Genomic DNA, 15,419 nt, shown 5'->3' on the forward strand with positions numbered 1-15,419 from the left:
GCAGGAGTTCGTTCAGTCATGTCGTGACGCTGCCGCGCGTCCGAGATCGCAGGTAGCCTGGGGCGTTCCCCGGCTTGCCCATGAAGATGTCTCCCGACCCGTTCCCGCCTGACGACGCCAACGTCGTCGACCCCGCCGTCCTCGCCGAGCGACGCGCGCAGCGTGCGGAGCTGGCGGAGCAGGTCGCGGCCCGCCGCGCCGCCGACGCGCAGGCGCTGGCGGCCGAGCTGTCGGCCGAGCGGGCGCGGCTGGAGGCGGAGCTGGAGCAGGCGCGGCTGGAGCCGGAGCGCCTCAGCCGCCTCGTCGCCGACCGCGAACGGGCGCTGAGAGCGGCCGAGCTGCGCGCCCACGCCGAGGAGGCGCAGCGGATCGAGGCGCGCGAGGCGCTGACGCAGGCCGAGGCGCGGCTCGCGCGCGAGCTGGCTGAGGCGCGAGCGCGCGGGGAGCGCGAGCTGACCGATGCGCGGCGCGCGCTCGACGAGGCGCGAGCGCGGGGCGAGCGTGAGCTCGAGGCGACGTCTGCCACTGCCCGGCGCGAGCTGGACGAGGCAGCGGCCTCAGCCCGCCGCGAGCTGGACGAGGTGCGCGCGCATGCCGGACGCGCCGACGTGGAGCTGGCCGAGGCGCACACGCGTGCAGAGCGGGTCGAGGCCGAGCTGGGGGAGGCGCGCGCGAGGGCCGAGCGCACCGCCGCCGAGCTGATCGAGCTGCGCGGCCGCGCCGAGCGGGCCGAGGCGACCGCCGCCGAGCGCGGTGACGAGCGCGAGCGCGTCTCCGCCGCCGCCGACGAGACGCGCACCGAGCTGGAGGCGCGCCTCTCGCGCGCCGAGCTGACCGCGTCGGAGCAGCGCGCGCGGATCGAAGCCGAGGAGGAGCGCGCGAAGCAGGCCTCCAAGCGGGCGGCGTCCGAGCTGGCCGCGCTGCGCGAGCGCGTCACCGAGGCCGAGCAGGTGGCGGCCGCCTCCGAGTCCGCCCGCCGTCGCGCGGAGGCCAAGCGCGGCGCGTCGAGAGAGAAGCGCCGCCGCGCGCTGGAGGAGGTCGAGCGCCTCGCCGCCGAGCTGTCCGCCGCCCGCGCCGAGGCGAGCGCCGCCCGCGAGGGCGCCGACGCCGTCCTCGCCGAGGTCGCCCACGAGCAGGCCGAGCGCGAGGCGCTGCGCGCCCAGCTCGCCCAAGCCCGCGCCGAGCGCGACGCGCTGAGAGAGCGCCTGGAACGCGGCGAAGCGGCCGCGCCCGATGCCGAAACCCCGGCCGCCGCCACGCCCGCCGCGGCCGTCGCCGATGTGCCTGCCGCGGACGCTGCCGATGCGACACCCGCCGCGTCTGACGCCCTTGCTGCCGGCGCCGGCGCTCCGGGCGCGAGCGGGGCGTCGCCGGTCTCGCTTCCGCTGCTGCACGCGGAGCTGTCGCTGGCGCGCTCGATGCAGGCGGTTGCGCTGGCGCCGCCCGTCGCGACGCCCGCGCCGGCCCCGATCGTGCCGAGACGCTCGGCGCTGGAGCGCGAGCAGCAGCTGGTCGCCCAGCGCGCGGCAGCCGAGGCACGCAGACCGGGCGCCGCTCGTCGCGGCCGCCCGCTGCCGTCCGAGATCGACCTGCGCCGTCGCGGCGAGACGACCCCGCCGCCTGCGGCCGCCGCGCCGCTCGCCGCCGAGCCGGCGTCGCCCGGCGTCGCCCCTGCCGAGGCCACGCCGGCCTCAGCGAATGCGCCGGGTGCGGATGCGGCGTCGTCGGCTGTCTCGCCGGGCGCGGACGCGGCGTCGTCTGCTGTCGCGCCGGGCGCGGACGCGGCCTCGTCCGCCGCGGACGCGATGCCGTTCGCGGCCGAGCGCGGGCCTTCGCGGGCGATACCGGTGACGGCGCTGGCGCTGGAGCGCGAGCGTTCGGGGCGGCTGCAGGGCCAGCTCGACCGTCAGGCCGCGACCGAGCGGGAGCTGCGCGAGCAGATCGCCCAGCTCGAGCGCGCGATCGCCTCGCGGATGGACGCCGAGCAGCGGATCGAGGGCGCGCTGCGGCGCGTGCGCGGCGAGCTCGAGGCGGCCAACGCCCTCCGCATGCTGACTGAGCGCGGCTCCCCGACCCGCTCGCTGATACCGCACGCCGAGCCGCTCACGTCTGCCCCTGCCGCGACCGCACCGGACACACCGACCGCCGATGACGCGCCGCCGGCCGCCGCAGAGACGTCTCCGGCTGCCGAGGCCGACCGCGCCCACGCGGCGCAGACTGCCGTGGGTACGCCGCCGGCTGCCGACACCGCTCGCGTGGACGCATCGCCGGCCACCGCGGATGCGCCGGCCGCTGCCGCCGAGCATGCGCCCGCTGCGGCAGCGTCGCCGGCCGAGCAGGCCGCGGCGCCGGTCGTGGACGCGCCGGAGGGCCTCGCCGACGAGGAGCTGCCGCCGGCCGCGCTGCCGGGCTTCGACGCCGCCCGCCTCGCCGAGGCCCGCGATCGCCTCCGCGCGACGACCGAGCCGCTCGACGAGGAGGCCGACGCCGCGCCGGCCGCCAAAGCCGCGCCTGTCGCTGACGCCGCGCCGGCCGCCGACGCCGCATCTGCCGGTGACGCCGCGCCGGCCGCTGACGCCGCCCCGGCACCTGCCGTTGACGCGCCGCCGGCCGCTGACGCCGCCTCGGCACCCGCCGCCGACGCCGCCCCAGCACCCGCCGACGCCGCGCCGGCTCCCGCCGTTGACGCGCCGCCGGCCGCTGACGCCGCCCCCGCGCCCTTCGCTCCCGCGATACCGCCGGCCGAGGTGGGCGCCAGTCCGGTCGCGTGGGAGACGCCGCCGACGAGGGCTGCGTCGGCGGAGCCGGAGCGGCGGGAGCCGTTCGGGCTGCAGCGCGCGCCGAGTGGGCCGCCGGCGCCGTGGCTGCCGCGCGCGCTGAAGCGGCTCGCGGCTGAGGATCCCGAGACCGCCGGCAGGATTCTGGTCGGCATCCTGCCCGCGCAGGGGCTCGTCTCGCAGCAGGTCTCCTACGACCTGGTGCTGACCGATCGCGGCACGGTCGCGGTCGACGTGCACGACGGGCACACGTGCGTCAGACCGCTCGACGGCCCGCGCTCCTCCAGAGCCACCGACCTGCGCGTCACGACCGACCACGCCGGCCTCGCCAAGCTGCTGCTGCGCCGCCGCGGCCTGCGTCGCCGCGCGCGTATCAAGGGCTCGCGCCGCAAGCTGCGGGAGCTGCGCAGACTCGCACGCGAGCCGCTCGCGCTGCGCGACCTCGCCTCCAGCGGCGCGACGCTGGAGCCGGCGCTGGCGCTGTGGCTGGCCGCGCTCGCGATCGACTCCTCCGCCACCTTCGGCAACCGCTTCACGATCGCCCACGCGCCGCTGCCCGGCGGCCCGCCCGACGCCTGGATGCGGATCCAGCACGGCGCCCCGATCGCGGTCCTGCGCACCCGTCCGGGCGAGGAGGCGACCGTCACGCTCCGCTGCACCCGCGGCGCGCTGCTGGCGGTGCTGGCCGGCGTCACGCCGCCGCCGGGGGAGGGCGCCGCGATCGACGGCGACCTGAAGGCGCTCGAACGGCTGCGCGGCTGGATCCGCGCGACCGAGTTCGCCCGCACCTGACGCACCCCGCGGCCCGCTCCGCGGAAGTCTGCGGATCTTGCCTCGCAGAGAGCGGCAAACACCGCAGACTTGTCCGGCGCGGGCAGCCCGCCGAGGGGAACCGGCCCGCCGCGGCACGCGTCGCAGCTAGGCTGCCTCACCGATGCCCGACCCCGTCAGACTCGGCGAGGTGTACCACGGCCCCGCGGCCCAGCAGACGCGCGCGCTCGAACGGACGCTGCGCCGCACCTGGATCCCGCTCGCCCGCTCGTGGCGGCTGACCCCGCGCGGGATCCGGCTGCTCAAGCGCGTCACCGACCCGACCGAGCGCGTGCCGGTGCTGAAGGGCACCCGCGTCGAGCAGACGCGCACCGGAGACCGCCCGGCCGAGTGGGTGCTGGCGCCGCGCGCCCGCGAGCAGGCCGCGCTGCGCGACGGCGATCGCGCCGCCGACAGCGTCATCCCCGCCACCGACGCGCCGATCGTGCTCTACCTGCACGGCGGCGGCTACGTCTTCGGCTCGCCGCGGACCCATCGCAGCCTCGTCTCGCGCATCTCGCACGTGACCGGCATGGCCGCGCTGAGCCTCGACTACCGGCTCCCGCCGGAGGCGACGCTGCCGGCCCCGACCGAGGACGCGCTCGCCGCCTACCGCGAGCTGCTCGACGCGGGCCGCGACCCGTCCCGGATCGTCGTCGCGGGCGACTCTGCCGGCGGCAACCTCGCGCTCAGCCTCGCGCTCCACGCCGCCGAGGCCGGCCTGCCGCGCCCGGCCGCGCTGGTGCTGCTGTCGCCGTGGGCCGACCTCTCGCTCAGCCACGACTCGTTCACCGGCAACGCGCTGCTGGACCCGTTCATCCCACCGGCCGCGCTGCGCCGCTTCGCCCGCATCGCGACGACGCCGGCGTTCGCGCGCGACCCAGCCGACTGGCGCGCCTCGCCGATCTTCGCCCCCGACGAGCTGTGGCGGCAGGCGATCCCGCCGGCGATCGTGCAGGTCGGCTCGACCGAGCTGCTGCTGGACGAGTCGCGCGCCGTCGCCGAGCGAGTCGCGGCCGCCGGCCAGCGGGCGGAGCTGCACGTCTTCGACCGCCAGCCGCACGTCCCGCCGCTGTGGGGCGGGACCCCGGCGGCCCGCACCGCGCTGCATCTGATCGGGCGCTTCACCACGTCTGTGTTGGCGCCTCAAAGCGCGCCCGAACCGCCGACGATCGCCGACGCCGGGACCGCCGCGGAGCTGCCGCCGACGGCCGACGCGCCGCGATCGTAGACGCCGTCGGGGATCGCGCACGGCGTCCGGCGCGGCGCCTATTCTGCATGTCCCGATGAGTTCCTCCTGCGCCCACCTCCACGTTCATTCCGAGTACTCGCTGCTCGACGGCGCGTGCAAGATCGACGCGCTCGCCGCGCGTGCCGCCGCCTTCGACCAGCCGGCTCTCGGACTCACCGATCACGGCGTCATGAACGGCGCGGTCGAGATGTACAAGGCGTGCAAGAAGCACGACGTCAAGCCGCTGCTCGGGTGCGAGGTGTACGTCGTCGACGACCGTCACTTCCGCGGCGGCAGAACGGAGCGCAACCACCTCACGCTGCTGGCGCAGAACGACGTCGGCTACAGAAACCTCGTCAAGCTCTCCTCGACCGGGTTCCTGGAGGGGCTGCACCGCGGCAAGCCGGGCGTCGACTTCGAGATCATGTCGCAGCACTCCGAGGGGATCATCGCCCTCACCGGCTGCCTCGCCTCGCGCTTCTGCCAGCGGCTGATCAACGACCGCCCGGAGGAGGCGCGCGCACACGCCGACGATCTGATGCAGATCTTCGGCCGCGACAACGTCTACTTCGAGGTCCAGAAGAACGGCATCGCGGACCAGGACAAGGCGAACGAGGGGATCGTCAAGATCGCCCGCGAGCTGGGCCGCCCGCTCGTCGGCACCGGCGACGTCCACTACCTCCGCCGCGAGGACTACCACCATCACACGGCGCTGCTGTGCGTGCAGACGAAGAGCACGCTGGCCGAGCCGAAGATGACGTTCGACACGAACGAGTTCTACCTCAAGTCGACGCAGGAGATGGCGGACGCCTTCGCCGAGTGGCCGGACGCGCTGCCGTCGACGCTGGAGATCGCGGAGCGCTGCAACGTCGAGATCCCGCTCGGCGGCCAGCTGATCCCGAGCTACCCGACGCCCAACGGCGAGGACGAGAGAGCGTACCTGCGCAACCTCGTGATGGAGGGGATGCACCGCCGTTACGGCACCCCGCTGCCGGCCGACGCGGTCGAGCGGATGGAGATGGAGCTGGCGGTCGTCGACAGAATGGGCTTCAACGCCTACTTCCTGATCGTCTGGGACTTCGTCAGATACTCGAAGGAGAACGGCGTCGCGGTCGGTCCGGGCCGTGGTTCCGCCGCCGGCTCGATCGTCGCCTACACGCTCGGCATCACCGACGTCGACCCGCTCGCCTACGACCTGCTGTTCGAGCGCTTCCTCAACCCCGAGCGCGTGTCGATGCCTGATATCGACATCGACTTCTCCGTCCGCGGCCGTGAGCGCGTGATCAGATACGTGACCGAGAAGTACGGCAGACAGTCGGTCGCGCAGATCATCACCTTCGGCAAGATGTTCCCGCGCGCCGCGACGCGCGACGCCGCCCGCGTGCTCGGCCACGACTACGGCGCCGGCGACAAGCTCGCGAAGCTGATCCCGGACCCGATCATGGGCCGGCCGCCGTCGTTCGAGGACTGCCTTCAGCCGGGCGAGCCGCTGCGCGGCGAGGTCGACCAGAACCCGGTCTCCAGACAGATCGTCGACGTCGCGCAGGGCCTCGAGGGGATCGTCCGCAACTCCTCGATCCACGCCGCCGCGGTCGTGATCGCCGGCTTCCCGCTGACCGACATCGTCCCGCTGCAGCTGGCCGACGCCGGCACGGACGACAGAGGCGACAAGGTCTATCGCACGGTGACGCAGTTCTCGATGAAGCCCGTCGAAGAGCTGGGCCTGCTGAAGATGGATTTCCTCGGCCTGCGCAACCTCGACGTGATCGAGGACGCGCTCGACATCATCGAGCGCTCGACGGGCACGCGGCCGGACATGACGACGCTGCCGCTCGACGACGTCAGAACGTACGAGATGATGGCCCGCGGCGACTCGGTCGGCGTCTTCCAGTTCGAGTCCGAGGGCATGCGCGAGTCGCTCAAGAAGGTCAGACCGACCGAGCTCGAGGACCTGATCGCGCTCAACGCCCTCTACCGCCCGGGCGCGATGGACCAGATCCCCGCGTACGCGCGCGGCAAGCGCAACCCCGACGGCATCTCCTACCCGGACGACCGTCTGCGGCCGATCCTCGAATCGACGAAGGGCGTGATCCTCTACCAGGAGCAGGCGATGCAGATCGCCAAGCAGCTGGCAGGGTTCTCGGGCGCGAAGGCAGACGACCTCCGCAAGGCGATCGGCAAGAAGAACCGCGCCGCGATGGCGCAGCTGCAGCCGGAGTTCGTCGCCGGCTGCCGCGCCTCGAGAATCCCGGAGCAGGTGATCGAGTGGCTGTGGACGACGAACGAGAAGTCGGCCGACTACTCGTTCAACAAGTCGCACGCCGCCTGCTACGCGCTGATCGCCTACCGCACTGCCTGGCTGAAGGCCAACTACCCGGCCGAGTACATGGCGGCGCTGATCTCCTCCGTCATGGACACGAAGGACAAGGTCCCGTTCTTCGTCGCCCAGGCCGAGCAGATGGGGATCGAGATCCTGCCGCCGGACGTCAACCTCTCCGACCACGACTTCATGGTCGTCGACGGCAACATCCGCTTCGGCCTCGACGCCGTCAAGGGCGTCGGCTACGCGGCCGTCGAGGGGATAAAGCGCGCCCGCGAGGAGGACGGTCCGTTCACCTCGCTGTGGGACTTCTGCGAGCGCGTCGACAACAAGTCGGTCAACAAGAAGGCGATCGAGGCGCTGATCAAGTGCGGCGCCTTCAGCTCGACCGGCGCCTCGCGCAAGGGCATGCTGGAGGTGCTCGAATCCGCGCAGGCGGCCGGCCAGAAGGCGCAGCAGGACGCGCTGATCGGCCAGGGCTCGATCTTCGACCTCGGCTTCGACGACGGCGGTGGCGGCAACGGCGCCGCGGCGGCCTTCGCGGCCCCGACGCACCCGCCGATCCCGCTCGAGGAGTACGACCAGAACGAGCTGCTGGCGGCCGAGAAGGAGTCGATCGGCCTCTTCATCTCCGCCCATCCGCTGAAGGCGGTCCGCGCCGCGATGCGCGCGAAGGTCGACTGCGCGCTGGCCGACCTGCCGGACAGAAAGGACGGCGACTGGGTCACCGTCGGCGGGATCATCGTGCAGACGAAGAGACTGCGGACGAAGAGAGGCGACCACATGATGTTCGCCACGCTCGACGACCTCGAAGGCCAGGTCGAGCTGCTGATCTTCGGCAGAACGCTCGCCGCCTCCGAGGAGGCGTTCGAGATGGACGCGGTCATCACGCTGCGCGGCCGCGTCGACCACAAGGACGCCTCCAAGACGACGATCGTCGTGCAGGACGCGGAGCTGTTCGCGCCCAGCGAGGAGGAGGTCGCCGCGGCCGAGGAGGAGGCGGCGAAGATCCCCGTCGGCCCTCCGGCCTTCCGCCTGCGGCTCGACGCGACCGCGCTGCGCGCGACCGCGATCGACGACCTCAAGTCGGTGATCGAGAACTTCCCGGGCGAGTCGCCGGTGCTGCTGGAGATCCACACCTCCGACGGCCCCCGCACCCTCCGCCTCGGCCCGACCTTCAGAGTCGCCCGCAACGCGGCCCTGCAGGCCGAGCTGGAGCATCACTTCGGCGCTGCCATGGTGGCAGCGCCCGTCGCCGCGTGAGCGAACCGCCTCGCGGCGCTGGACACGATCCGATCCCGTTCAAAGACGACCCGGTCTGATCACGGGATCGGATCGCGCCCAGCATCCACGATCCGGCCGCGCTCACGCGGCGACGGACGGGCTGTCACTTGCGCTGTTTCAGCCCTCTTCTGCGCAGTCTGAACGCGAACGCCATCTCCTCGGCGGAGGTGCCCTTCTTGTCCGGGCCGGGCGTCTCCAGCACGACCGCCATCTGCTCGAAGCGCGGCTCCGACAGGAACGCCATGCAGCCCTCGACGCCCAGCTCGCCCTCGCCGAGGTTGGCGTGGCGGTCGCGGTTGGAGCCGAGCGGCGTCTGCGAGTCGTTCAGGTGGATCGCGCCGAGGCGGTCGAGGCCGACGATCTCGTCGAACCGGTCGAGGGTGTCGGTCAGGCCGTCGTTGGTGCGGACGTCGTAGCCGGACGCGAGCAGGTGGCAGGAGTCGAGGCAGACGCCGAGGCGTCTGCCTCCGCCGGCCGCGCCGATCAGGTCGCGCAGCTCCTCGAACGAGCGCCCGAGCGTGCCGCCGGTTCCGGCCGTGTCCTCCAGCAGCAGCAGGCTGTGGTCGGTCTCCGCCAGCGCCTCCGCGAAGACCTCGCCCGCGCGTCTGATCGCGGGCCCGACCTCGCCTCTCAGCGCCGAGCCGGGATGCAGCACGACATCGGCGCCGATCGCGTCGCCGACGTACAGCGACTGCTTCAGCGAGGCGAGCGACTTCGTGCGGATCTCCGGATCCTCGGAGGCGCAGTTGATCAGATAGACCGCGTGGATCAGGACCGCTCTGATCGGCGACTCCTCGAGCGCCGCTCTGAAGGCGGCGAAGTCGTCCTCGCCGTACGCGGTCGGTCTCCACATCCGCGGCGACTGGTTGAAGATCTGGATCGATTCGCAGCCTCTCTCGACGCCGCGCGCGACCGCCTTGTCGAGACCGCCGGCCTGCGAGACGTGAGTGCCGATTAGCATGCAGACTCCATGAAAGTTCGCTTCGCTCCTTCTCCCACCGGCGCCCTCCACATCGGCGGCGCGCGCACGGCGCTCTACAACTGGCTGCTCGCGCGCGGCAGCGGCGGCAGTCTCGTGCTGCGGATCGAAGATACCGACCGCGAACGCTCGACCCCTGAGAACGTCGAGCAGATCCTCGACGCGCTCAGCTGGCTCGAGCTCGACTGGGACGAGGGTCCGGTCTTCCAGACGGCGAACGAGGCGCGCCATCAGGAGGCGCTGAGACAGCTGCTCGACGCCGGCCACGCCTACCGCACGACCGCGACCGGCGACGACGTCAGAGCGTGGAAGGCGCAGCACGGCGACGACCGCGGCTACCGCGGCACGCCCGAGCAGGAGGGCGCGATCCGCCTGCGCGTGCCCGACGAGGGCGAGACCGTCGTCCACGACGCGATCCGCGGCGACGCCGTCTTCCAGCACGTCCATATGGACGATCCCGTGATCGCCCGCGCCGACGGCTCGGTGCTCTACAACTTCGCGGTCGCGATCGACGATCTCGACGCCGGCGTCACGCACGTCGTGCGCGGCGAGGACCACCTCTCCAACACCCCCAAGCAACTGCTCGTGTTCGAGGCGCTGGGGGAGAGAGCGCCCGTCTACGCCCACCTGCCGCTGCTGCACGGCCCGGACGGCAAGAAGCTCTCCAAGCGCCACGGCGCCGCCTCGGTGCAGGAGCTGCGCGACCAGGGCTACCTGCCGGAGGCGGTCAACAACTACGTCGCGCTGCTCGGCGCCGGCTTCGACCCCGAGCGCGAGCTGTTCACCGTGCAGGAGCTGGCGAGACTGCTGAGACTGGAGAGAATCTCCAAGTCGCCGGCCGTCTTCGACGAGAGAAAGCTCCGCCACATCAACGGCATCTACCTGCGCGAGCTGAGCGTCGAGCAGCTGACCGAGCGCCTGGAGGCGTTCACCGGCCGCTCCGGTCTGCGCGGCGCGGTCGAGATCAGCCGCGAGAAGATCCAGACGCTGGCCGACTTCTGGCCGCTCGCCGGCTTCTTCTTCGACGGCCCCGGCGACGACGCCAGAGCGTGGGAGAAGACCTTCGGCGTCGAGGGCTCGGTCGACGGCCTGCGCGCTGCGCGCACCGCGCTGGCGGAGCTGGAGCCGTTCACGCAGGACGGCGTCGAGGCCGCACTGCGGGGCCTGCTGGAGGCGAACGACTGGAAGCCGAAGCACGTCTTCCAGCCGGTCCGCGTCGCGCTCGCCGGCTCGACGATCTCGCCCGGGATCTTCGAGTCGGTCGCGCTGCTCGGGCGCGAGGAGACGCTGAAGCGGATCGACGCCGCGCTCGCGCGGGTCGGTTGACAGCGCGTCAACGACGATTCGACAGTCTGTCAAGGCGATTCGGCCTCAACTCGGCGCCCGTGCCTGCCGATAACCTGAACGGATCGGGACAGCGGCTGCGGCTGAGCTGACGATCCCCTCGCAACCGTCTTGCGGAGCGAGGAACATGAGATCGTCCGATGACGCAACCCACCTTGACCGCTCTTTCGACATCGCCCGCCGCCACCGCTGAGGCCGGCTTCCCGCGCCACCACAACGAGGGGCACGGGCGCCGGCTGACGGCCGCCTTCGAGGCGCTGGAGGCGTTCCCCGTGCTGGCCGAGTCGCGCAACCGCGTGCTGCGGCTGTTCACGCAGGAGCGCCCGGCGACCGCCGAGATCGTCAACGCGGTCGAGTCCGACGTCGCGCTCGCGATCGCGACGCTGCGGCTCGCCAACCGTGTCGACGGCAGGTCTCGGGGCAGAGTCGACTCGGTCGTGAAGGCGGTCAGCGTGCTGTCGCCGGCCGCCGTGCAGGCGCTCGCCAGCCGCGCCCGCACCTTCGACTTCTTCGAGCGCGGCGGCATCTGGGAGGGCACGCCGGAGCGCTTCCGCCTCCACGGCGTCGCGACCCAGCGCGCCGCCGACCGGCTCGCGACCGAGCTCGGCTACGAGGACCGCGACCGCCTGATGGTGACCGCCCTGCTGCACGACATCGGCAAGCTCGTGCTCGCCCACGCCTACCCCGGCTACCCGCGCCAGGTCCACGGCGACGCGAAGACGCCGGAGGAGCGGATCCATCGCGAGCGCCGCGAGCTGGGCGTCGACCACGCGCTCGTCGGCGGCGTGCTCGCGCGCCGCTGGGGGCTGCCGAAGGCGATCGCCTCGACGATCGAGCGCCACCACAGCGAGGACGCCGACGGAGAGGCCGCGCTCGTCAGGCTCGCGGACATGCTCGCCCACTACGGGCACGGCGACTCGGTCTCCCCGAGCGAGATGCTGTCGACCGCGCGCCTGGTCGGCATCGGCCCGGCTGAGCTGCGCTCGGTCATGTACGACCTGCCGTATCCGCAGAACGGCGTGCGCCAGCGCGCGCTCGACCCCTGCCCGTTGTCGGCCCGCGAGACCGAGGTGCTCAAGCGCCTCGGCCAGGGCAAGGTCTACAAGCAGATCGCGCACGAGCTGGAGCTGTCGACCAGCACCGTGCGGACCCACCTGCACAACATCTACGGCAAGCTCGGCGCTGTCGACCGCGCCCAGGCGGTCCTGATCGCCACCGAGCGGGGTTGGATCTAAGCGACCCGCAGGACCCGCCTGACGTGCGGGACGCGGTACCACAGCAGTACGGCGATCAGCACGCCGGCGCTGTCGATCAGCACGTCGCGCGGGGCGCCCTGGCGGCCGTCGACGAAGGTCTGGTGGTACTCGTCGCCGATCGCCCAGCCGATCGCGATCACGGCGGCGGCGATCGCCGCGCCGCGGCTCCAGCCGAGCGCGCGCAGCCACAGCAGCCACAGCAGGCCGAACTCCGCCATGTGCACGAACTTGCGCCCGATCAGGTCGATCGTGCCCAGCTCGGTTCTCAGATTCGGCTGCGCCGAGAGGTAGTAGATGAGGCCCATCAGCGCGATCGGAGGAGCAAGTCGACCGATCCAGTGCGCAAGCCGTCGCGTCCGTGACATATCCTCGTGGATGGTAAGGAACGCCCGATGCTCTCGATCACGACGAAATCCCCCTACGCGCTGCGCGCCCTGACCGAGCTGGGACGCCTCGGCGGCTCCGGCCCGGTCCCGATCGCCGAGCTGGCGAGACGGCGCGAGATCCCCGTCCAGTTCCTCGAGCAGCTGTTCGCGGTCCTGCGCCGGGCGGGCGTGCTGAGATCGCAGCGCGGCGTCAAGGGCGGCTACAGCTTCGCCAGAGAGCCCGGCGAGATCACCGTGCTGGAGATCGTCGAGCTGCTCGACGGCTCCTTCGGCGCCGACTCCGAGGGCGTCTTCGCCGAAGCCGCCGCTGCCGCCCGCGCCGTGCTCGCGCAGACCACCGTCGCCGATGTGATCGAGCGCGAAGCGCGCGACGCCGGCGCGGCGATGTACTACATCTGAGCGCAGCCTCGTGACACGAGCCGCTGCCGCAGACCCGATCGCGGCGGTGGCCGCGTCAGCCGCCGGCCGGCGGCTCCTCGCCGTGCTCCGTTCGCCGACGGCGGAGACGCTCCGCGACGGCCGCCGCGGGCCCGCGATCGCCGGCGCGATCCCACAGGTCGCCGTCACCGGCGACGCGCTGATCGACCTGCTCGACGGTCGCGAGCCGCTGCGCTTCGTGCTGACCTGGGACGGCCCGGCGGCTCCGCTTGCGCGCGAGTTGCGCGCGCGCCTGCGCGGCGACGTCATCCGCCGCGACTGGTGCGACGTCGCCGAGCTGCGCGCGCTCACGTCGCCGGAGATCGAGCTGCGCGTGCTGCCGGGAGAGCGCGCCGACGCCTGGGCGGGCCCGCCGGCGAACGTGCTCGGGCTGCGGCAGATCTCCGTCGGCGCCTGGTCGGACGCCGTGCTGACGGTGCGCGCGGCGCGGCTGACGCTCGACGGCGAGATCGACGACCCGAGCGGCGACCTCGCGGCTCGCCGCGTCCGCCTGTGCGACCCCAGCGGCTTCCACCGTCGACCCGAGGCGCTGCTGCACCTCGTGCGGCTCGGCAGCCGGCCCGGTTGGACGATCGAGCCGGAGACGCTCGCCGCCGCGCGCGCAGCACGCGCGACAGGCGCGCTCACGACGGCGCCGGTCGCGCACCTCGGCGCCGCCTTCGAGCTGCTCGCGGCTGCGCCCGAGGCGGTCGCTGGGCTCGTGCTGCTGCAGTCGCTCGCGCCACAGGTCCCGTTCGCCGACGGGGTCGAGGTCGACGAGCGGCGGCTGCGCGAAGCCGTCGCGGCGGCGCCGCCGCCGGCCGGCAAGCGCGCTGCAGAACCGCCGCTGGCGGGCGAGCGCGCCGCGCTGCTGCTGCAGGCACTCCTGCCACAGCCGAACCGCGACCGCGTCGCGGCCTTCCTGCGCGGCGCCCGTCTGGTCGAGCCGTACCGCTACGTGAGCTTCGAGAACGACTGGGCGTAGACGACGACGCCCTCGGGCCGCGGCCGGTCCGGCGGCGGGTACGCCGGCAGCCTGAGCGCCTGCCAGGCAGCGTCCGGGACCTCGAACGGCGCGCGGAGCCCGAGCGGCGCGGCGCGCTCGAAGCCGAAGCGGCCGTAGTACGCGGGATCACCGAGCAGCGAGATCAGCGGCACGCCCGGCGCCGCTGCCGGCGCGCGCCGCAACGCCTCGCGAATCAACGCCGACCCGATCCCGGCGCGCTGTGCCTCCGGCGCGACCGCGATCGGGGCGAGCACGAGCAGCGGGACCTGGCCAGGGGCGGCTGCGCCGCGGGCCGGATCGGCGCCGGACGTGGCGCCGCAGGGCACGAGCCGCGCGCGGCTGAAGACGACGTGCCCGACGACCCGATCGCCGCGCAGTGCGACGAGGCACAGCTCCGGCACGTGCGCCCGCTCGTCCCGCAGCGCGTCGACCAGCCGCGCCTCGGCGTGGGTCGGAAACGCCAGCTCGTGCACGCGGCGCGCGCCGGCCAGATCCTCCGGCCGCTCGGGGCGCAGCGTCAGCGCCACGGAGCGCGGCTCACTCGTCCCCGCCCTTGACCCGCCGCGCTTCGCGCTGGACGCGCTCGTAGAAGCGGCCTCTGGACTCGCGGGCTCTGGCGGCGGCGCGTCTGTCGTCGATCCAGGCCTGCTCTCTGGAGAGCTTGCGCCACGCCTCCAGGCGCGCGGGCGGGACGACGCCGCGGACGGCGCAGTCGGGCTCGCTGTCGTGCTGGCAGTCGGAGAAGCGGCAGCCGGCGGCCAGCTCGGCGACGTCCTCGAAGGTGTCGTCGACGCCGCCGTCCCACATGCCGACCTCGCGCATGCCGGGCGTGTCGATCAGCAGGCCGCCGTGGGGGAGCGCGAGCAGCTCGCGCGTGACGGTCGTGTGGCGGCCGCGGCCGTCGGACTCGCGGATCTCGCCGGTCGCCTGGCGCTCCTCGCCCAGCAGCGCGTTGACGAGCGTCGACTTGCCGGCGCCGGAAGGGCCGAGCAGGACGGCGGTCGCGCCCGGCGGCAGCAGGCTGCGGACGGCGCTGACGCCGTCGCCGCTCTTGGAGCAGACGGCGATCGAGTCGGCGATCCCGATCGCGCGGCCGAGCCGCAGCGCGGTCGCGTCGGCGTCGGGGTCGAGGTCGGCCTTCGTCAGCAGCAGCGCGACCGGCACCTCGCCGGCGCCGGCGATCGCGACCAGCCGCTCGGCGCGCCGCTCGTTCGGCTCCGGCAGCGGCTCGGCGACCAGCGCCAGCTCGACGTTCGCCGCCAGCACCTGGCGGTCGGCGCGGCCCTCGCCGACGGCGCGGCGGACGACCGTGCCGTGACGGGGAAGGACGGCTGCGATCGCGTCGCCGCCGTCGAGCACGACCCAGTCGCCGGTGATCGGCGGGCCGTCGCTCTCGCCTCTGACCTTCGCGCGCGCATGCACCAGCCGCGGCGCGGCGTCGCTGCCGGGCTCCGCCACGAGCCAGACTCCGCTGTGCTGCGAGAGCACGCGCGCCGGCACGAGCCGCTCCTCGCCGAGCGCCTCGCGCGCGGCCTGCAGTTCGGCGTCGAGGTCGTCGCGCCGGCCGATTCCGGCGGGAAAAGCGGTCACTGCCGGCGAGCGTAGCGGA

The 15,419-nt window shown here is 73.5% G+C and carries 11 protein-coding genes; 7 read left to right on the top strand and 4 right to left on the bottom strand.

Translation table 11 applies throughout. The features are described 5' to 3' along the window. Nucleotides 1-80 precede the first annotated feature (80 nt). The 3 genes from Q7L73_RS13135 (at nucleotide 81) to dnaE (ending at nucleotide 8,401) form a co-directional block, all read left to right on the top strand. Nucleotides 81-3,569, top strand: coding sequence for a hypothetical protein (locus Q7L73_RS13135; RefSeq protein WP_304690056.1), 3,489 nt, complete (start codon nucleotides 81-83; stop codon nucleotides 3,567-3,569). 142 nt (nucleotides 3,570-3,711) lie between these two features. Continuing rightward, nucleotides 3,712-4,818 (top strand): alpha/beta hydrolase, encoded by a 1,107-nt coding sequence (locus Q7L73_RS13140; RefSeq protein WP_304690057.1) that lies wholly within the window; start codon nucleotides 3,712-3,714, stop codon nucleotides 4,816-4,818. Between the two features lie 55 nt (nucleotides 4,819-4,873). Continuing rightward, complete coding sequence (gene dnaE / locus Q7L73_RS13145; protein ID WP_304690058.1) at nucleotides 4,874-8,401, top strand: DNA polymerase III subunit alpha; 3,528 nt, start codon at nucleotides 4,874-4,876, stop codon at nucleotides 8,399-8,401. 124 nt (nucleotides 8,402-8,525) lie between these two features. On the opposite strand, the gene Q7L73_RS13150 is transcribed toward dnaE, so the two are convergent. Then, a complete protein-coding gene (locus tag Q7L73_RS13150; RefSeq protein ID WP_304690059.1) occupies nucleotides 8,526-9,383 on the bottom strand; it encodes a deoxyribonuclease IV in 858 nt (285 codons plus the stop codon). A 9-nt stretch (nucleotides 9,384-9,392) separates the two neighbouring features. Here Q7L73_RS13150 and gltX point away from each other — a divergent pair, with 9 nt between their 5' ends. Then, nucleotides 9,393-10,727, top strand: a complete 1,335-nt coding sequence (gene gltX / locus Q7L73_RS13155; protein WP_304690061.1) for a glutamate--tRNA ligase — start codon at nucleotides 9,393-9,395, stop codon at nucleotides 10,725-10,727. Between the two features lie 158 nt (nucleotides 10,728-10,885). Further along, nucleotides 10,886-11,980 (top strand): HDOD domain-containing protein, encoded by a 1,095-nt coding sequence (locus Q7L73_RS13160; RefSeq protein WP_304690062.1) that lies wholly within the window; start codon nucleotides 10,886-10,888, stop codon nucleotides 11,978-11,980. Here the strand turns inward: Q7L73_RS13160 and Q7L73_RS13165 are convergent. Then, nucleotides 11,977-12,306 carry a VanZ family protein gene (locus Q7L73_RS13165; protein ID WP_304690063.1) on the bottom strand — a complete coding sequence of 110 codons (330 nt, stop codon included), beginning with the start codon at nucleotides 12,304-12,306 and terminating at the stop codon, nucleotides 11,977-11,979. The genes Q7L73_RS13160 and Q7L73_RS13165 overlap by 4 nt on opposite strands. A gap of 87 nt (nucleotides 12,307-12,393) precedes the next feature. Here Q7L73_RS13165 and Q7L73_RS13170 point away from each other — a divergent pair, with 87 nt between their 5' ends. Beyond that, the gene (locus Q7L73_RS13170; protein WP_304690064.1) at nucleotides 12,394-12,786 is read left to right on the top strand and encodes an Rrf2 family transcriptional regulator; all 393 of its coding nucleotides are present in this window, start codon (nucleotides 12,394-12,396) and stop codon (nucleotides 12,784-12,786) included. Between the two features lie 82 nt (nucleotides 12,787-12,868). Beyond that, on the top strand, nucleotides 12,869-13,789 hold the full coding sequence (locus Q7L73_RS13175) for a hypothetical protein (RefSeq protein WP_304690065.1): 921 nt from the start codon (nucleotides 12,869-12,871) through the stop codon (nucleotides 13,787-13,789). Here the strand turns inward: Q7L73_RS13175 and Q7L73_RS13180 are convergent. Then, nucleotides 13,759-14,337, bottom strand: a complete 579-nt coding sequence (locus Q7L73_RS13180; RefSeq protein ID WP_304690066.1) for a GNAT family N-acetyltransferase — start codon at nucleotides 14,335-14,337, stop codon at nucleotides 13,759-13,761. The genes Q7L73_RS13175 and Q7L73_RS13180 overlap by 31 nt on opposite strands. A gap of 10 nt (nucleotides 14,338-14,347) precedes the next feature. Further along, nucleotides 14,348-15,400 (bottom strand): ribosome small subunit-dependent GTPase A, encoded by a 1,053-nt coding sequence (rsgA, locus tag Q7L73_RS13185; RefSeq protein ID WP_304690067.1) that lies wholly within the window; start codon nucleotides 15,398-15,400, stop codon nucleotides 14,348-14,350. Nucleotides 15,401-15,419 lie beyond the last annotated feature (19 nt).

Origin of the sequence: Conexibacter sp. CPCC 205762, assembly GCF_030646155.1 — a bacterium.
In the GTDB taxonomy this organism is placed as follows: Bacteria; Actinomycetota; Thermoleophilia; order Solirubrobacterales; family Solirubrobacteraceae; genus Conexibacter.